This window comes from Streptomyces sp. NBC_00554 (assembly GCF_041431135.1).
Lineage (GTDB): Bacteria > Actinomycetota > Actinomycetes > Streptomycetales > Streptomycetaceae > Streptomyces.
In genome coordinates, this window is record NZ_CP107799.1 from 6,896,170 (window position 1) to 6,914,003 (window position 17,834).

A 17,834-nucleotide genomic window follows, 5' to 3' on the forward strand; every position below is an offset into this window, starting at 1 on the left:
GCCGGGAACGTGTCGATGCCGCCTCCGGTCATGTCATGACCGCGTGAAGTCCTCCGTCGACGTGCAGGATCTCGCCGGTGGTGGCCGGCAGCCAGTCGGAGAGGAGTACCGCGCAGGCTTTCGCCGTCGGCTCCGGGTCGTGGACGTCCCAGGCGAGTGGCGGGCGGGTGCGCCAGATCTCCTCCATGCGCTCCACTCCGGGGATCGAGCGCGCCGCGAGGGTGCGGACCATGCCCGCCGCGACGAGGTTGACGCGGACGCGCCGTTCGCCGAGATACATCGCCAGGTACCGGGTGACCGACTCGAGCGCCGCCTTGGAGACCCCCATCCAGTCGTAGCCGGGCCATGCCAGGGCCGCGTCGAAGTCGAGCCCCACCACGGACGAGCCCTCCTCCAGCAGCGGAAGGCAGGCCGTGACCAGGGCCTTGAGGGAGTACGCCGATACCTCGAGCGCCGTCCCCGCGTCCTGCCACGTCGTCTCCAGGAAGGCGCCGCCGAGCGCGGACCGCGGGGCGAACGCGATCGAGTGCACGATGCCGTCGAGACCGCCCAGGCGGTCGGCGACCGCGTCCGGCAGCGCGTCGAGGTCACCCTGATCGGTGACGTCGAGCCGGATCACGGGCGCGGGCGCCGGCAGCCGCTCGGCCATCGCCTCCGTGATGGGCAGCGCCCGCCCGAACGAGGTCAGCACCACCTGGGCGCCCTCCTGCTGGGCGATCCGCGCCACATGGAAGGCGATCGACGTGTCGGAGAGCACGCCGGTGACCAGCAGCCGCTTCCCGGCCAGCAGCCCGCCGCCCTTCGGCTCCGTGCTCATACGCCCATCCCGAGTCCGCCGCTGACCGGCAGGAACACACCGGTCAGATACGAGGCGTCCTCGTCGGCGAGGAAGCGCACCACGTTCGCCACGTCCTCGGGGGTGCCGGGGCGGCCGAGCGCCGTCATGGAGAGGTACTCGGCACGCCGCTTCGGGGTGACGCCCGCGACCATGTCGGTGTCGATGAAACCGGGGGCCACGACGTTCGCCGTGATTCCCCGGCGCCCCAGCTCCCGGGCGAGCGAGCGGGCCAGCCCTGTGAGGCCCGTCTTCGACGCCGCGTAGTTGGCCTGCCCGGGAGAACCGAGCATTCCGGAGAAGGACGAGATGAAGACGAGCCGCCCCCAACGTCCTTCCAGCATCCCGGGGATGGCCCGCCGGGCCGACCGGAAGGCGCCCACCAGATTGGTGTCGAGGATCTCCAGGAAGTCCTGGTCGGTGGTCTGCAGCGCCAGCTTGTCCCGCATGATTCCGGCGTTCGCCACCAGGACCTGCACAAGGCCGTGCTCGGCCTCGATCTTCTCGTACGCCGCGTCCAGCGAGTCGGCGTCCGTGACGTCGCAGCGCACGCCGAAGAAGCCCTCGGGGGCCTCGCCCGACCGGTGGCCGACCGCCACCCGGTCGCCCTGCGCGGCGAAGGCGCGGGCGACGGCCAGACCGATCCCGCGGTTCCCTCCGGTGACGAAGACGGACCGGCCGCCGGTCATCGAGTGCCTGCTTTCTGGAGGACCAGAACGGCGTTCTGTCCGCCGAACCCGAAGGAGTGGCTGGTCGCCGTGGTGATGCGCTGTTCGCGGGGCGCACCGCTGACGACGTCGATGTCGATCTCGGGGTCGAGCTTGTCGAGGTTGGCGGTGGGCGGCACCAGGCCGTGCTCGATGGTCAGGGCCGTGTACGCCACCTCGATGGCGCCCGCGGCGCCGAGCGCGTGTCCCGTGACCCCCTTGGTGGAGGTCACCGAGGGCCGTCCGGTGAGCACGCGGTTGATCAGCTGGGACTCCATCAGATCGTTCAACTTGGTCGACGTGCCATGGGCGTTGACATGGTCGACGGCGTCGGGGGCGACGTCCGCGTCGGTGAGTGCCGAGCGCAGGGCGCGCTCCACGCCCGCGCCCGCCGGGTCCGGCGCGGAGGCATGGTGCCCGTCGGCGCTGGCTCCGAAGCCGGCGACCAGCGCACGGACCGTACCGCCCCGTGCCCGTGCGTCCTGCTCGCGCTCCAGGACCAGCACGGACGCCGCCTCCGCGGCCACGAAGCCGCCGCGGTCCGCGTCGAAGGGGCGGGAGGCCCCCGCCGGGTCGTCGGTGCGCCGGGACAGCGCGCCCATCCGGTGGTAGGCGGCCATCGGTGTGGGGCTCAGCGGTGCCTCGGACGCGCCGGCGAGCACGATGTCGCAGACGCCGGACTGCAGCATCTGCCGTGCGGTGCCGACCGCGGTGACGCCGGACGCACAGGCGGTGGCGACCACCAGGTTCGGCCCCAACGCCCGGCAGTGCATGGCGAGATACCCGGAGATCATGTTGACCGGCCAGTTCACCATCACGAGCGGCGAGACCTGGTCGGCGCCCTCCTGGTGGTACGCGGTGTGGGCGTCCTCGTAGGAGGCGGTGCCGCCCAGCGCGTTGCCCATGACGACGCCGACCCGGGCGCCGTCCCACTTCTGCGGGTCGAGGCCCGCATCGGTCACGGCCTCCTTGGCGGCCACCAGGGCGAGTTGGCTGACCCGGTCGAGGCGCCAGGCCGTCGAGCGGCCGAGCAGGGCGTTGGCGTCGAAGCCGGGGACCCGGCAGGAGATGTCCACGGGCAGCCCGGCGAGCGCCGGGTCGCGCTGTGCGGTGGAGCGGCCCGACAGGAGCCGCTCCCAGTTCGCCGCCACTCCGATGCCGGCCGGGGTGACGAGGCCGATTCCGGTGATCGCGACGGGCGTGTCCCGTCCGGTGCGCTCGGCCATCAGGCCTTCTCCGCTGCCGTGTTCACCAGCTCGTAGAGGTCCGAGACGGTTCCGCTGCTGTTGAGGTCCTCGGTGGGTATCGCGAAGCCGAGCTGCTTCTGCAGGGTCAGCGCGACCTCGATCAACGCGAGTGAGTCCAGCTCGATGTCCTCCAGGACGGTGTCGGGCTTGATGTCGTCGCGCAGGACGCCGAACTTCTCCTCCAGGACCTGGGAGAGGATCTCGAAGGTGGGGGGCGTGAAGGTGCTCATGGCTGATGCCGCCTTTCGGCTGTGGGTTCGGGTGGGGGCGTTGTGACGAGGCGCGGTGGGGCCTTGCGACGGTGCGTGAACGGGCCCGTGGTTACGCGGACTTCAGCGAGGGCCAGGTCAGTGCCGTGGCCCCCCACGTGGCGCCGCCTCCGAAAGCGGCGAGGACGACGCGTGCCCCGGGGGTGAGTTCTCCGGTGGCGTGCGCGTGTGCCAGGGCGAGCGGGATGGAGGCCGCCGCGGTGTTGCCGACGCGGTCCAGGTGGATGACGAGCCGGTCCGCCGGGATGTCCAGCTGTTCCGCGACGGCCCGCAGGATACGGAGGTTGGCCTGGTGGCCGACCAGCCGGTCGACATCGCCCGGCTGCCATCCGGTGGGGGCGAGCGCGGCGCGCGCCGACTCGGACATGCGGGTCACGGCGTGCCCGAAGACCTCCCGGCCCCGCATGGAGAAGTAGCGGTCGGCGGGGTCGCTGCGTTCGGGGTCGGCGTCGGGGTGGGGCTGCTCGGAGCCGCCGGCCCGCACCGTGATCAGGTCGGCGAGCGAACCGTCGCTGCCGAGCACGATCCGGCCGAGGGCACCGGGCTCGCCGGGCTCCCCGGCCCGCAGTACCACCGCGCCGGCGCCGTCGCCGAACACGACCGCGGAAGAACGGTCCTGAGGGTCGATGAGGGTGCTGAAGGCCTCGGCGCCGATGACGAGAACCTGATCGGCGGCCTCGGAGGCGATCATCCCGGCCGCGGTGGTGAGGGCGTACAGGAATCCCGTACAGACGGCGGAGACGTCGAAGGCCGGGCGGCCGGTGAGGCCGAGGCGGCGGGCCACCTCGGGGGCGCTGGCCGGGCAGGGGCGGTCGGGCGTGGTGGTGGCGAGCACCACGGCGTCCAGGTCCGCCGTGCCCGCCGACTCCATGGCCCGCGCCCCGGCCTCCGCGGCGAGACGGGAGGTCGGCATCCCGGCGGACACGAAGTGCCGGGTACGGATACCGGTGCGGGTGCGGATCCACTCGTCGGAGGTGTCCATACGGGCGGCGAGGTCGTCGTTGGTGACCAGGTCGGGCGGCAGCCATGAGCCGATGCCGCTGATGACGGCGGCTCTCACAGGTCGCCTCCCGGGGCCACGACGGTCACCGGCGCGTGCCGCGGTCCGCGCAGGTGCTCGCGGTCGGGGTCGACGGGTACGAGGGCGGAGCCCGTCGCGGTCAGTGCGTCGACCCTTGCCGTGGCGGCCTCGGCTCCGGTGAACTCGACACCGTGCCAGCCGGCTTGCTCCGCCCCCGCGCAGTTGACCGCGAGGTCGTCGACGAGCACGCACTCCTCGGGGCGCACCCCGGCCCGCTCGGCGGCGAGGCGGAAGATCTCCTCCTCGGGCTTGCGGCAGCCGGAGTTGTAGGAGAGCACCACCGCGTCGAAGAGGCCTTCGGGCGGTACGGCGAGGCGCCAGTGCCGGTCCCAGGCGGGAGGCATGTTCGACAACAGGCCGATGAACACGCCCTGTCGGCGCAGCCGGTGCAGGGTGTCGAGCCAGGGCTGGTTGACGGCGCGGTCGGCGAACCAGCGCGCCGGGTAGTCGCTGAGGTCGACGCGGATGCCGCTGTGGGTCGCGAGGGCCGCTTCGACTCGGCGCTCCCAGGACTCCTGGGTGAGCAGCGGGGTGTCGAGCGGCGCCATGATGTCCTCGCCCGCGCCGCAGTCGCGGGACACCTGCCGCATGGCGGCGAGGAGCGGGGCCGACGGCACGCCGAGCCGGGCGCAGAAGGACTCCATCGACTCGGCCGTCGGCGGGGTCAGCACGCCGCCGTAGTCGGTCCAGAGCGCGCGAACCGGCCCGGTCGTGGCCGCCATCAGAAGTCCTCCGAGACGCCGACGGTGATCTCGCTGACGACCACGCCGTCCTGCCGGAAGCGGACGGCCACCTCGTCGCAGCGGCGGCGCACGGCCGACACCCGGACGGGGGCGTCGAGTTCGGCGAACCTGGCGAACGCCGAGCGGTAACCGGTGATCCGTACGCCGGTGCCCGCCGCGAGGAGCGCGGCCTGCCGGGCGGCCTCCATGAGGATCATCGCCGTGTAGTGGTCCTGCGGGTGGTCGAAGTGCGTACGGTGCCCGGACGGCACCGCCACCACGGCGGCCACCCCGCCGGCGACACGGCGCGCGTCGGTGAGCGCCACGTTGGCGGGGTCGCGGCGGGCCACCTCGGCGGGTGGCACGGGTGTGCCCGGGGGTATGGCGGGCAGCGAACTCGACTGGGGCGGCGTCGACTTGCGGTGGTAGCGGCGGACGATCTCCGCCTCCTCTGCCGGGGAGTAGCGGGCGGAGATGTCGCAGCGCCCGATCGTTTCGCCGCCGTGCGACAGCTCCAGGACGTATCGCGCGGCGCGCACCGTTCCCGAGCGGACCTTGTTGCGGGTGACGGCGGCCCGGATGTCGAGCTCGCGGGGCCTGCCGTGGACCGGCGGCGGGGTGGTGCCGGTGAGTTCGAGTGTCCAGTCGGTGACGTGGAAGGCGCTGTCCCGGGTGACGCCGAGGCCGCGGTGGGCGATGCAGGTGGCGGCCTGCCGGCAGCACTCGAGGAGAAGCATGCTGTCGGGGGCGTCGGCGGCCGGTCCGGTGTGGTCACCGAAGTAGTGGTGAGCGGGCGGGAGTTGGGCGGCCGCCAGGTAGTTGTCGGAGGTCAGGTCGGCGTAGTCGGTGAGGAAGACCTCGCTGACCGCCCAGCGGTGGACGTCGCCGCGGTCGATCGTGTGCCGGTAGGAGAGGGCCGGTGCGGTGGTGGCCGCGTCCGGTGCGAGGGCGCTCTGGGGGAGGGGCATCGGTGTGCTGCTCCTTGTGGAGTGGCCGGGCTCGTGGCCCACATTCTTCGAGCGCCTCGCCGCCGCCAGCCAGAGCCTTCTGCCACCCGTGCGGCTCATACCCTTGAAATCGCTACCAGTTACCCCGAGTCAGGGTGCCCCGGCTTTCCGTGGTTTGCGCCAATTCGCGCTGGCTGAAAGCGAGTTGCCGTCCGGCCTGCGGAGCGTCGCCGGCCACCCGACACAGGGCTCACTACGAGCCATGCAGCCGCCGAGGGCCCGGATTCCCGGCCGGAAAAATCGCCCAGGGTGGTGCTGGACTCAGGGGTATCACGCCCACCACGTCCGGCTCTTGGAGTTCATGCACCATGGTTCTCCGGCGCACCAACCACGCCTACCCCGTATGCCTGTTCCCCCCTGAACGCAGGAGGTGTGACGCATCACCGTGGACAGCGAAGCACTGGTCGTCGGCGCAGGGCCGACCGGCCTGATGATGGCCACCGAGCTGATCCGCCGCGGGATCGACACCAGGATTGTCGATCGCGCGGCCCGAAGGAACCCCCATGCGAAGGCGATTATCCTCCAGCCGCGTGCGCTGGAGGTGATGGCACGCCTCGGCCTGGAGGACCGCATCCGCGACGCGGCGCTTCCTGTCGTCGCCGCCAACTACTACGCCCGCGGCCGCCGCGTCGCCCGCATCAACTTCCGGGGCCTGAAAGGCAGTCGCTTCGGCACCCCCCTCTCCCTCCCGCAGAACGAGACCGAGGGACTGCTGCTCGACGCGCTGCGTGAGACGGGCGGCCGGGTCGAGTACGGGCACCCGCTCACCGCCCTGGCCCAGGACGCCGACGGGGTGGACGCCGACCTGTCGGGCACCGTCCACCGCACGGGCCGGCTGCTGGGCTGCGACGGCGCGCACAGCGCGGTCCGCGAGCAGCTCGGCGTCGCCTTCACCGGGCCCACGTACCCGCAGTCGTTCGTCCTCGTCGACGGCGAGTGGGACACGCCGCTCGCCCACGCCGAGGCGCACTACTTCATGGGTCCCACGGGCGTACTCGTCGTCGTCGGTCTCCCGGGCGGGCGCATCCGTGTCTTCGGCAGCGCCCCCGAGGGCGCGGGACCGGAGAACGTCGAGGAGACCGTCCGCGCCATAGCCGCCGAACGCAGCCCCGTTCCGCTGGAGTTGGTCTCCGTCAGCGGCGCGGGTCATTTCCAGGTCCACCGCAAGATGGCGGACCGGTTCCGTGACGGGCGTGTGCTGCTGGCGGGTGACGCCGCGCATGTGCACAGCCCGGCCGGCGGACAGGGACTGAACACCAGCATCCAGGACGCGCACGAAGCGGCCTGGCGGCTCGCCGACGTGATCCGGGGCAGGCTGCCGGAGACCGCACTCGGGGCCTGGGAACGGGAACGTACGCATGTCGCGCACGCCGTGGTCGACGACACCGACCGCCAGACCCGCCTGTGGACCTGGAGCGGCTGGCGCGAGCGGGCCCGCGACCTCGCGGCGTCGGCCGCCGAGCGCAGCGGTGTCCTCGACCGGGTGCTGCCCTCCCGCCTCGCGCAGATGGACCTGCGCTACCCCGCCGAAGGGCCCTCGCTGGGACAACTCGGCCCCGGAACCCGGCTGCCGGACGTATCCCTCCCGACCGGCGGCCGCACCCACGACCTGCTGCGCGACGGACGGCACGCACTGCTCGCCCTCGCGGGCCCCACCCCCTTCCCCGAGCGGGACACGCCCGCCTGCGCGCACCTGGACGCGCGGACCGCCCGCGCCCTGGGCGCCCGCCGTCCCGGGGTGGTGCTCGTGCGCCCGGACGGAGTCGTCGCCGCGGCCGCCGCCCTCGCCGATCCGGGCGCCCTGCGCCGCCTGGAACAGCTGCTGCCCGCCGCACACGGCGACACCGGGCCCACCAGCACGCCCGCACCACCCGTAGCCAACGAGGAGAAGGCATGACCACCACCACACCGCGCGCCCTGGACCGCATCCTGCTCGGCGGCCGCCTGGAGGTGTCCGCGATCGGCCTCGGCTGCATGGGCATGGCCGAGTTCTACGGAGACAGTGACGAGGCCGAGTCGATCCGCACCATCCACGGCGCCCTGGACCGGGGCATGGACTTCCTCGACACCGCGGACATGTACGGCGCCGGCCTGAGTGAGGAGATCGTCGGCCGCGCGCTGGCCGGCGGACAACGCGACCGGGCCACTCTCGCCACCAAGTGCGGCCTCATCCGCACCCCCGAAGGTGTACGGGTCGACGCGAGTCCCCGGCACATCAAGGAGGCGGTGGACGCCAGTCTCAAGCGCTTGAGCATCGACCACATCGACCTCTACTACCTGCACCGTGTCGACCCCGAGGTGCCGGTCGAGGAATCGGTGGGCGCCATGGCGGAGCTGGTCGAGGCCGGAAAGGTGCGGTACCTGGGCCTCTCCGAGGCCGGTACGGCGGCGATCCGCGCGGCGCACGCCGTCCACCCCATCACCGCGGTGCAGACCGAGTACTCCCTCGCGAGCCGCAACCCGGAGCGCTCCGTGCTGCCCACCGTGCGCGAGCTCGGCATCGGGTTCGTCGCCTACAGCCCCTTCAGCCGCGGACTGCTCTCCGGGGAGCTCTCCGGGGCCGAGCTGGCCCCGGACGACATGCGCCGCGGCCTGCCCCGGTTCTCCGAGGACAACCTCGGCTTCAACCAGGACCTGGTCACCAGGATCGGCGAACTGGCCGCCCAACTTGGTTGCTCGCCCGCGCAGTTCGCCCTTGCCTGGCTCGTCGCGCAGGGTGTCGTACCGATTCCGGGAGCCCAGCGGCGTACGCACATGAGTGAGAACGCGTCCGCGGGAGCCGTCACGCTGACCCCCGAGATCCTGAGCCAGGTCGACGAGATCGCGCCCGCAGGCGCCTTCGCGGGCGAGCGGTTCCCCGACCACCTGCTGGCGTTGGTCCAGGAGGACTGAGGCACGGGGACGGGCCCGGGTGCGAGTCGAATCGCACCCGGGCCCGTCTTGACGTGATTGCACCCGGGCCCGTCTTGACGTGTCCCGCCCACATGTCAGATGCTCACCAGCCCGTGCCGCTCGCCCCCTCCGCCGGAGCGATGAGCTGGTCGGTGAGCGAGGCGAGCCGCCGCTGGGTGTCGGCACTGTAGGCGAGGCGGTGTGCCTTGGCCCTGCGGCTCTCGTTGTAGTACTGGCCGCTCGCGCCCCGCGCCCCGTCGTCGATGGCGTGCAGCACGGCCGCGGTCCCCTCGGCCACCGAGGACCAGGGGCGCACCCCGGCCTCGGTGACCATCGTGGTGTCCATGTAGTTCGCGGGGTGCACGCAGTTGACCCGGATGCCCTCGGCCGCGTACTCCTCGGCGATGGTGAACGTGAAGGCGGCGAGCGCGAACTTGCTGCGCGTGTACGCCTCCATGCCGTCGTAGCGCCGGGTGAACTGCACATCGTCCGGGTCGACGGGGCTCTGCCCGATCGAGCCGATGTTCAGCACCTGCGCCGAGCCCGCCGCACGCAGCGGGGAGCGCAGGGCGTGGGTGAGGACCACCGGCGCCAAGTAGTTCACAGCGAGCCGCAGTTCGTAGCCGTCGCGGCTCACCTCGCGGCGTCGTGAGTCACGGCCCGCGCCCACGCCCGCGTTGTTCACGAGCAGCCCCAGCGAGGGATGCTCGGCGGCCACCCTCCTGCCGAGCTCGGCGGCCTCCTTGAGCGAGGAGAGGTCCGCGAGATACGGATAGGCCGTGCCGCCCGCCGCACGCAGTTCGCCGACGACCTCGGCGCACCTGCCCTCGTCCCTGCCGTGCACCAGGACGGTCCAGCCGCGGTCGGCGAGGGCCCGCGCGAGGCTCCGGCCGAGGCCGGAGGTTGCCCCGGTGACCAGGGCGGGAGTGCTCGGCGGCTGTCCCGCGCCGTTCTGCTCCGCTCGGCCTTCGTGTCGGCTCATGTACTCGGTCCTTCCTCCGGCGCCGTGGGCGTACGGAGTTCGATGGCGACCATGACGAGGGTCTGGTCGGAGAGGTTGTGGACGTAGTGCCGCATGGGCAGGGACTCGCCGCGGTTGTGCACCACCTGGCCGGTCTCCAGCGTCACGGCTTTGATCAACTCGCCGTTCTCGTCCAGGGATTCACCGTGCGCCCCGGAGAGCACGACGGTCACCCAGGGGTGCCGGTGGGTGTGGGCGGGCCGCTGCTCGCCGGGCGGCACGGTCTCCACCCAGCACTTGACGTGCTCCTCGTCGATGAGCAGGTCGGCGCCCAGCTCCTGCCAGGGTTCAAGCGGCATCGCGGGCCTCCGTGGGGTGGTCCCCGGGGTGGGGCGCGGCGATCCGGGAGAGCAGCCGCCGCGGATTGTCGACGAGGAGGGTGTGCACGGTCGCGTCGTCGATGCCCGGCTCCTTCAGGAGCATCGGCAGGACTCGCTCGAAGAGATGCACATAACTCCAGCCCGGATAGATCCGCTCCCGCTGCTCGGCCGTCAGATAGTCGATGTGCACGGGGTGGTCCTGCGAGACGAGCAACTGGGCGGTGTGGCCCGCCCGTACGAGCGCGGCGAGGGTGGCGTTGCGCTGCTCGTCGGGGGCGAAGGGCGTCATGCCGTACCGGTCGTAGCCCAGCACGCAGCCGGTGTCGGCGAGGGCGCGCAGCCCGTCGAGGTCGGCGGAGTCCCCGGCGTGCGCCACGACCACGGAGCCCGCGGTCACCCCCTCCTTCTCCAGGAGCCGCACCAGCGCGATGCCGTTGCCCTCGAAGGGGTCGCAGTGCACGACGACGGGGACACCGGTCTGCCGGTGCACCTCGGCGACGACGGCGGCCATCCGGTGCGCGGCCCCGTCCGGCGGGGTGCGCTCGCAGGCGAACTTCACCAGACCCGCCCGGACTCCGCTGTCCGCGATTCCGGTGGTGACATCGCGCAACAGCAGCTCGATCAGCGGGTCTTCGGCCTCGATGGCGGCGCCGGGCCCCCGGAAGCGGGCGAAGAGCGGGATGCCGTCGACGCTGTAGACGCCGGTCGCGAGCACGATGTTCACCGGGGTGCGCTCGGCGACCGCGCGCACCAGGTCGATGTCGCGACCCTGGCCGAGCACCGTCATGTCCACCAGCGTCCGCACACCTGCCGCGTAGGCCTGCTCCAACTGCCGTACGGCCTCGCCCACTCCGGCCTCGCGGTCCCACAAGTGGGGGAAGTTCGACTGGAATTCGGAGCTCAGCACGAAGAGATGCTCGTGCGCGAGGGTGACGCCCAACTCGGCCGCGGCGACCGGGCCGCGGACCGTCGGAACCGGGTCGTGCGGGAGTGGAGTTTCCGTACTCACAGAGAACCGCCTGTACTCACAGAGAACCGCCTCGGAATAACAGCCGTTTTCGGCGTCGGCAGATGACAGCCATTGCGGTGTCGGGCGAGCTGACAGTCATGGCGCCGGGCGAGATGGCGGCCATTGCGCCGGGCGAGCCGTGGCGCCCGACGACACCCCATGGTGGCGCGCCTGCGAAGGCCTAACCAGGTGGTATTCCAACTAGCATGAATCCTCGCCTCCCTGCCTCACGCGCGAGCTGACAGCGTCATGGGTGGCCGGGCTTTCACTTCTGCCCCGGCCGGTCAGTACTCAACCGCTCGTGACCAATCGCTCGTGACCAGGAGACGACCTTGTCCGCTTCCCCCGTTTCTTCCGCATCAGCCTCCTCGCTCTCCGACGCCCGCGTCGTGGTGATCGGCGGCTCGTCCGGCATCGGCAAGGCGGTGGCCCGCCAGGCCGCCGCCGCCGGGGCGCAGGTCGTCGTCGGCTCCCGCTCCAAGGACAAGCTGGAGCAGACCGCCAAGGAGATCGACGGCATCACCACCGGTGTCGTGGACGTCACCGACGAGGAGAGCGTGCGCGCCTTCTTCGCGGGCATCGACTCCCTCGACCACCTCGTCGTCTGCCCCGGCGACATGGCCGTCGGCTCCGTCTACGACGTGTCCCTCGACGCCGTGCGCGCCGCCCTCGACACCAAGATCGTCGGGCAGCTCCTGAGCGTCCGGCACGCCGGCAAGAAGATCTCCGGCCAGGGCTCGATCGTCCTGATCGCCGGTGCGGCCGGCTTCAAGTCGTACGCCGACATGAGCGCGACCGCCGCGGCCAACGCGGGCATCGGAGGCATGGGCCGCTCCCTCGCCGTCGAGCTCGCCCCGGTGCGCGTCAACGTCGTCGTCGGCGGCCTGATCGACACCCCGCTGTGGTCCTTCCTGCCCGACGACGCCCGCGCCGGTCTCTTCGAGCAGACCGCGCAGGCTACGCCGGTGGGCCGCATCGGGCAGCCCGACGACGTCGCGGCTTCGGTGCTGCACCTCCTGCAGAACACCTTCGTGACCGGTGCGGTGCTGCACGTCGATGGCGGCGGCACGCTGTGAGCCAGGCGGCACACGGCGGTGCGACGGGCCTCGCGGGGCCCGTCGCACCGCCGCGGCCGCGAGTCGGCCGGAGCACCGTGCTGCTGCTCGCGGCCGCCTGCGGCCTGTGCGTGGCCAACCTCTACTACCTCCAGCCGATCCTCCCCGAGCTCGCGGCCTCGCTGCACCGCACCCCCGGCTCGCTCACCTCGTCCGTCTCCGCCACCCAGTTCGGCTACGCGCTGGGCCTGTTCGCGCTGGTGCCGCTGGGCGACGCCGTCGACCGCAGGCGGCTCCTCACCGTCCTGGTGACCACGGCGGCCGCGGTGCTCGCGGTGATCCCGTGGGCCGACGACGACCTCCTCATCTGGCTGTTCTTCCTGCTGGGCCTGGTGAGCGTCGCCGCCATGGTGATCGTGCCGCAGGCCGCCGGCATGGCGCCGCCCGAGCGGCGCGGGCAGGTGGTCGGCACCGTGATGACCGGGGTCATCCTCGGCGCGCTCCTGTGCCGGACGTTCGCCGGCGTGGTGGCGGAACTCGTCGACTGGCGGGCCGTGTTCTGGGGCGCGGCGGTCATGATGCTGGTGGTGTGCGTGACCCTGCGCCGCATCCTGCCCGCGCAGCCCGCCCAAGCCCCCCTCACCGCCCGCGGCTACGCCCGGCTCATCGGCTCGCTGTTCTCCCTCGTCCGTACCCAGCCGGTGATCGTGGAGCGCTGCCTGTACGGAGCTCTGGGCTTCGCCGCGTTCACCGTGCTGTGGACCGCTGTGCCGCTCCGGCTGATCCAGGGCCCCTACCACTACGGTTCCGCGGCGATCGGCGCGATGGGGCTGCTCGGCGCGGGCGGTGCGCTCGGCGCGAATCTGGCGGGCAGGTTCGCCGACCGGGGCCGCCAACGGGCGGTCAGCGCCGCCGCGTTCGCGCTCATCGCGGTCTCGTTCGCCGTGGTGTCGGCCCTGTCGTCCTCGCTGCTCGTGCTCGGCGCGGCGATCGTTCTCATCGACTTCGCGGTCCAGGCCGCGCACATCTCGAACCAGACGACGGTCTTCGGCCAGGTCGGCGACGAGATGCGCAGCCGGGTCACCACGGTCTACATGACCTGCTACTTCCTCGGCGGCGCGGCGGGCTCCGCGCTGACGGGCCCGTTCTGGGCGCACGGCGGCTGGCCGGACACCGCCCTCCTCGGCGGCGCGGCGGGTGCCTGCGCCCTGCTCCTGCTCCTCGGCTACGCGGCCGTGCGCCGCGCCGTGACCTCACGAAAGGCGGCTGTGGTCACCGATGCCTGACATATCCGTTCCTGACGTATCTGTTTCTGACGTGACCGTGCAGAACGTATCCGTGCCTGGCGTATCCGTTCCCGAAGCTGCTGCCCCCGGCGGCCTGTCCGCCGCGCCGCAGGTCCCCGCGCAGGGCGTGCCCGCGATCACCCGCGCCGACCCCCGCTACCTCTCCCTCACCACGCGTTCGCGCAACACGCGCTTCACCGGCACCCCGGACCGCGTCCACGTGCCGCGCACCGCGGAGGACGTGCGCCGGGCGGTCACCGCCGCCGTCCGCCACGGGTCCCGGCTGGCGGTCCGCGGCGGGGGCCACGGCCTGGAGGGCCTGGTGGACGACCCGGCCGTGCGCACGCTGATCGACCTGTCCGAGCTGAACGACGTCACCTACGACGCCGACCGGCGGGCCTTCGGCATGGGCGCGGGCGCGCTGCTCGGGTCCGTCTACCGCTCCCTGTACTTGAACTGGGGAGTCGCCGTGCCCGGCGGCACCTGTCCCTCGGTCGGGCTCGGTGGCTACGTCCAGGGCGGCGGCTTCGGCGCCCTGTGCCGGCGGGACGGGCTGATCGTCGACCATCTGGAGGCGGTGGAGGTCGTCGTCGCCGACGGCCCGGGTGAGGCGCGCACCGTGGTGGCGTCGCGGGACCCCGCCGACCCCCATCACGACCTGTGGTGGGCGCACACCGGCGCAGGCGGCGGCAGCTTCGGTGTCGTCACCCGCTATTGGTTCCGCTCCCAGGAGGCGGAGACGGACGCCCCGCAGGATCTGCTGCCCCGGCCCCCGGAGACGACTCTCTTCGCCTCCGCCGAGTGGCCCTGGGAGTCGCTGAGCGAGCGGGACTTCGCAAGGCTCGTCCGCAACCACGGTGACTGGCACAGTGAGGAGGACGGCTCGGACTCGGCGTACGAGAGCCTGTACAGCGCGCTGTACCTCAACCAGCGCGCGGTCGGCCGGATCACCCTCAGCGCCCAGCTCGACGGGTCGACTCCCGGTGCCCGCAGGCGACTTGACGAGTACATCGCGGCGGTGGGCAATGGCGTGCGGGCCCCGATCCGGGTGACCCGCACCGGGATGCCGTGGCTTCAGGTCAGCCAGCGGGACGTGGAGAACAGGGGAGTGCTGACCCGCTCCAAGAGCAAGGGCGCCTATCTGCGCCGGCCGTATTCGGCCGCGGAGAGCGAGCTGCTGTTCCGGTATCTCGCCGACCGCGACTATGACGGGCATACGACGGTGGTGCTGTTCTCCTACGGCAGGAAGGTCAACGCCGTGGATTCCACGGCGACCGTCGTCGCCCAGCGGGATTCGGTCCTCAAGAGCTATCTGGGTACGTACTGGACCGATCCCGCCGAGGACGAGCGGCACATCCGCAGAATCCGGGAGCTCTACCGGGAGTTGTACGCGGAGACGGGCGGGGTACCCGTCTCCGACTCCCGCACCGACGGGTCGTACATCAACTATCCGGACGTGGATCTGGCCGACCCGCGCTGGAACACCTCAGGAGTTCCCTGGCACGCGCTGTACTTCAAGGGGAACTACCCCCGACTCCAGCGGGTGAAGGCCGTCTGGGACCCAGGGGACGTCTTCCGGCACGCTCTGTCGGTACGACCGTCCGACTGAGCCCCCGGCCGAATGCAGCCGCACCCTGATCCGTTCCTCGACCAGATCGCGGAAGCGGGCGAGCAGGCGGCTGTCCAGGACGGGTTGATAGACGACCATGGTCGCGTCCGCGCTCGACAGGCGCAGCTTCACATAACCGAGTTCGATCCGCCCGAGGGTCGGATGGTCGAAGCAGCGTACGGAGGGGACGGGCGGGGCGAGATCGAGCCGCTCCCACAGTTCCCGGAATTCCGGATACTCGCCCTGGAGGTCGTCGATCATCTTCGCGTATTCGGGCTGGGCGAGTTGATCGGCGGCCTGGGCGCGGAACAGCGCGGCGGTTTCGAGTGCGTCCTGCTCCCAGTTCGGGTGCATTTCCCGGGCTCGCTCGTCGAACATCATCACGAGGGTGTTGCGGCGGCTCTGTTCCAGGGATTCGAAATAGGGGAAGAGCGTACAGAATCCATGGTTCCACGCCAACACGTCGAAACGGTTGTTGACGATGAATGCGGGCAATGGATCCTGGAATTCGAGGAACGTCAGATATTGCGCGGGAATGCTTTCCCTCGACCGGGGTGCCTGTGTGGCGGGTGGTAACTCACCGGCCAGCCGGAACAGGTGCCCGGTCTCTGTCGTGTCGAGCCGCAGGGCTCGTGCGAGTCCGCTCAGAACCTGGCTCGACACCCGGATTCTACGGGCCTGTTCGAGCCAGGTGTACCACGTCACACTCACCCCGGCGAGCTGGGCGAGTTCCTCTCGGCGCAGGCCCGGGGTGCGGCGGCGGCCATATGAATTCTTGATACCGACGGCCTCTGGTGTGAGTCGTTCACGCCGGTTCCGAAGGAAGGAGGCGAGTTCTTTTCGTTGCCGTTCAGTGACCAACATTCTGCACTCCCCCTGGCATCATGATGCCCGCCGGGGTACGGCGGATTGCTCCAAACATACATCCCGCACCCACGCTTGTGTGGAGGAAGTAGCGGCGGTGGACTCCATCGGATATTCCATATTTGGTGGAACTTTTTCGAGTTTTTTACCCAGTGGGTCCGTGGTAACTCCGCTTTAACCTTCGGGACGCCTGGGGCATCTCGTCGGCCGCATGGGACGACCGCCATGTGAGACGAGATTTTAGGTGCCCGGGGGTTACGCCCTGTCATGAGCGGGTGCAGCGGCCCGTGGGTGCGGTGGCCGGCGGGTGGCACTGGAGGCCGTAGTCGGCCGAACTCGTGCTCAGGTAGCGGCCGATGCAGGTGTTCGCCGTGGTCAGGCCGTGCTCCTCGCAGTACGACAGGGCGGCGCGGCCGTCGGTGAAGGGACCCGGAGCGTAGATCACCCAGTAGCCCGCGCGCAGCGAGGCGTAGTCGTCGCTGAGGACGTAGACCGCATCGGGCACGGACTCCCTGACCGCGGCAAGACGCGTGTCCCGTGCGGAGGTTCCGGAGCTGACGGGCTCGGAGAAGAGCTGGGCGATCCAGCGGCCGGGCTCGGAGGAAGGCGAGGGCGGGCTCGACTCGGCCGGTCCGGGCGTCGAGGTGGAGGCAGTGGTGCTGGGGGACGGCTCCGGCGCGGAACTCGCGGGCGGGGTGGGCGTCCCGCTCGCCGGTGCGCCCGTGCTTCCGCCCGAACCCGCCTCCTTGGTGCCGTCGGATTCGTCGCGCAGGCTCAGGAACAGCGCGCTCGCCGCGGCGACCGCGAGCACTGCGGCCACGGCGACGGCGATTTTCGTACGGCTCCGCTGCCGGCCCCCGGTGTCCGGCGGCCGCGGGCTGTCCGGCCGGGTGGGCACGGGGGCGACGGGAGGCGGGGGAAGGACCGCCGTCGGCGTCGGCCGCGCCCAGTTCGGCGTCGTGCCCGACTCGACCTGCGCGAGCATCCCGTCCAGCCGGGCCGCGTCGGGGCGGGCCGCCGGATCCCGTACGAGCAGTGCCTCCAGGACCGGGGCGAGCGGCCCCGAACGGAGCGGCGGCGGCACCGGGTCGTCGAGGACCGCGGCCAGGGTGGCGAGTGTCGTGGCGCGGCGCAGCGGACTGACGCCCTCCGCGCAGACGTACAGGACGAGTCCCAGGGACCAGAGGTCGGAGGCCGGGTCGTCGCCGTGGCCGCGGATCCGCTCCGGGGCCATGTACTCGGGCGAGCCGACCAGTTCGCCGGTGGCGGTCAGCGCGGTCGAGCCGTGCAGGGCCGCGATGCCGAAGTCCGTGAGGACCGCGGTGCCGTCGGGGCGCAGCAGGATGTTGGCGGGTTTGACGTCGCGGTGCTGGATGCCCGCGGTGTGCGCGGCGTGCAGGGCGGAGAGCACCTGGCGGCCGAGGCGGGCCGCTTCCACGGGCGCCAGGGGTCCCTCGTCGAGTCGGTCCTGGAGCGAGACGCCGGGCACCAGCTCCATCACGATCCACGGGTGCGGGTCCACGTCCACGATGTGGTGAACCGTCACCACGTGCGGGTGACTGAGCCGGGCGAGCGCCCTGGCCTCGCGCAGCACCCGTTCCCGTACCGCCTCGGAGGCCTCCGCGTCCGGCCGTACGGCCTTGAGGGCGACATCGCGGTGCAGCACGGTGTCGCGGGCCCGCCACACCGTCCCCATCCCTCCGCTGCCGAGCCGCTCGAGCAGCTCGAAGCGTCCGTCGATGACATCCCCCGGTGCGTTCATGCGCGACAGGCTAGAGCAGCCCTGTGCCCGGCCGTGCGGGAGGGCGCCGCCGGCCGCGGGCCGGCCGGGTCCCGCCCGCGAAGCCGACCGCACTCCGGGCGCGCAGCACGCCGGCGGCGCGGTTCGGCGCTGTCCCGGTCGCCAAGTG

General features: G+C 71.7%; 16 protein-coding genes and 1 pseudogene. 5 read left to right on the forward strand and 12 right to left on the reverse strand.

What is annotated here, in order from left to right; all coding sequences use genetic code 11:
- Nucleotides 1–28: 28 nt before the first annotated feature.
- The 7 genes from fabI to OG266_RS30465 all read right to left on the reverse strand — a co-directional run bounded on the left by fabI (nt 29) and on the right by OG266_RS30465 (nt 5,829).
- Nucleotides 29–817, reverse strand: a complete 789-nt coding sequence (gene fabI, locus OG266_RS30435; protein WP_371549476.1) for an enoyl-ACP reductase FabI — start codon at nt 815–817, stop codon at nt 29–31.
- Entirely contained in the window at nt 814–1,524 is a 711-nt protein-coding gene (locus tag OG266_RS30440; RefSeq protein ID WP_371549478.1) for an SDR family oxidoreductase, read from the reverse strand. Before OG266_RS30440 ends, fabI begins: the two co-directional genes overlap by 4 nt.
- On the reverse strand, nt 1,521–2,768 hold the full coding sequence (locus OG266_RS30445) for a beta-ketoacyl synthase (RefSeq protein WP_371549480.1): 1,248 nt from the start codon (nt 2,766–2,768) through the stop codon (nt 1,521–1,523). The genes OG266_RS30440 and OG266_RS30445 overlap by 4 nt, the downstream gene beginning before the upstream one ends.
- Nucleotides 2,768–3,019: an acyl carrier protein gene (locus tag OG266_RS30450; RefSeq protein ID WP_266462935.1), complete on the reverse strand. Its 252-nt coding sequence runs from the start codon at nt 3,017–3,019 to the stop codon at nt 2,768–2,770. Before OG266_RS30450 ends, OG266_RS30445 begins: the two co-directional genes overlap by 1 nt.
- Nucleotides 3,020–3,110: 91 nt before the next feature.
- Nucleotides 3,111–4,118, reverse strand: coding sequence for a beta-ketoacyl-ACP synthase III (locus OG266_RS30455; protein ID WP_266462936.1), 1,008 nt, complete (start codon nt 4,116–4,118; stop codon nt 3,111–3,113).
- Entirely contained in the window at nt 4,115–4,861 is a 747-nt protein-coding gene (locus tag OG266_RS30460; protein WP_371549483.1) for an HAD family hydrolase, read from the reverse strand. The genes OG266_RS30455 and OG266_RS30460 overlap by 4 nt, the downstream gene beginning before the upstream one ends.
- On the reverse strand, nt 4,861–5,829 hold the full coding sequence (locus OG266_RS30465; protein ID WP_371549485.1) for an AfsA-related hotdog domain-containing protein: 969 nt from the start codon (nt 5,827–5,829) through the stop codon (nt 4,861–4,863). Before OG266_RS30465 ends, OG266_RS30460 begins: the two co-directional genes overlap by 1 nt.
- Before the next feature lie 424 nt (nt 5,830–6,253).
- Here OG266_RS30465 and OG266_RS30470 point away from each other — a divergent pair, with 424 nt between their 5' ends.
- Complete coding sequence (locus tag OG266_RS30470; RefSeq protein WP_371549487.1) at nt 6,254–7,765, forward strand: FAD-dependent monooxygenase; 1,512 nt, start codon at nt 6,254–6,256, stop codon at nt 7,763–7,765.
- Complete coding sequence (locus OG266_RS30475) at nt 7,762–8,760, forward strand: aldo/keto reductase (protein WP_371549489.1); 999 nt, start codon at nt 7,762–7,764, stop codon at nt 8,758–8,760. Before OG266_RS30470 ends, OG266_RS30475 begins: the two co-directional genes overlap by 4 nt.
- 103 nt (nt 8,761–8,863) lie before the next feature.
- Here the strand turns inward: OG266_RS30475 and OG266_RS30480 are convergent, their stop codons facing one another.
- Genes OG266_RS30480 through OG266_RS30490 form a run of 3 tightly spaced genes read right to left on the reverse strand, consistent with a single transcriptional unit; the run spans nt 8,864 to nt 11,110 of the window.
- Nucleotides 8,864–9,742 (reverse strand): SDR family NAD(P)-dependent oxidoreductase, encoded by an 879-nt coding sequence (locus OG266_RS30480; RefSeq protein WP_371549492.1) that lies wholly within the window; start codon nt 9,740–9,742, stop codon nt 8,864–8,866.
- Nucleotides 9,739–10,080 (reverse strand): cupin domain-containing protein, encoded by a 342-nt coding sequence (locus tag OG266_RS30485; RefSeq protein ID WP_266462955.1) that lies wholly within the window; start codon nt 10,078–10,080, stop codon nt 9,739–9,741. Before OG266_RS30485 ends, OG266_RS30480 begins: the two co-directional genes overlap by 4 nt.
- Nucleotides 10,070–11,110, reverse strand: a complete 1,041-nt coding sequence (locus OG266_RS30490; RefSeq protein ID WP_371549495.1) for a phosphotriesterase — start codon at nt 11,108–11,110, stop codon at nt 10,070–10,072. Before OG266_RS30490 ends, OG266_RS30485 begins: the two co-directional genes overlap by 11 nt.
- A 332-nt stretch (nt 11,111–11,442) precedes the next feature.
- Here OG266_RS30490 and OG266_RS30495 point away from each other — a divergent pair, with 332 nt between their 5' ends.
- Genes OG266_RS30495 through OG266_RS30505 form a run of 3 tightly spaced genes read left to right on the forward strand, consistent with a single transcriptional unit; the run spans nt 11,443 to nt 15,060 of the window.
- Nucleotides 11,443–12,186 carry an SDR family oxidoreductase gene (locus OG266_RS30495; RefSeq protein ID WP_371549496.1) on the forward strand — a complete coding sequence of 248 codons (744 nt, stop codon included), beginning with the start codon at nt 11,443–11,445 and terminating at the stop codon, nt 12,184–12,186.
- Nucleotides 12,183–13,451 carry an MFS transporter gene (locus OG266_RS30500; RefSeq protein ID WP_371549498.1) on the forward strand — a complete coding sequence of 423 codons (1,269 nt, stop codon included), beginning with the start codon at nt 12,183–12,185 and terminating at the stop codon, nt 13,449–13,451. The genes OG266_RS30495 and OG266_RS30500 overlap by 4 nt, the downstream gene beginning before the upstream one ends.
- 52 nt (nt 13,452–13,503) lie before the next feature.
- Nucleotides 13,504–15,060 (forward strand): FAD-binding oxidoreductase, encoded by a 1,557-nt coding sequence (locus OG266_RS30505; protein ID WP_371549500.1) that lies wholly within the window; start codon nt 13,504–13,506, stop codon nt 15,058–15,060.
- A gap of 90 nt (nt 15,061–15,150) precedes the next feature.
- On the opposite strand, the pseudogene OG266_RS30510 reads toward OG266_RS30505, so the two are convergent.
- Both OG266_RS30510 and OG266_RS30515 read right to left on the reverse strand, forming a co-directional pair.
- Nucleotides 15,151–15,924 (reverse strand): annotated as a pseudogene (locus OG266_RS30510) (helix-turn-helix transcriptional regulator); the annotation flags it as partial.
- A 265-nt stretch (nt 15,925–16,189) separates the two neighbouring features.
- On the reverse strand, nt 16,190–17,686 hold the full coding sequence (locus OG266_RS30515; RefSeq protein WP_371549502.1) for a serine/threonine-protein kinase: 1,497 nt from the start codon (nt 17,684–17,686) through the stop codon (nt 16,190–16,192).
- Between the last annotated feature and the right edge of the window lie 148 nt (nt 17,687–17,834).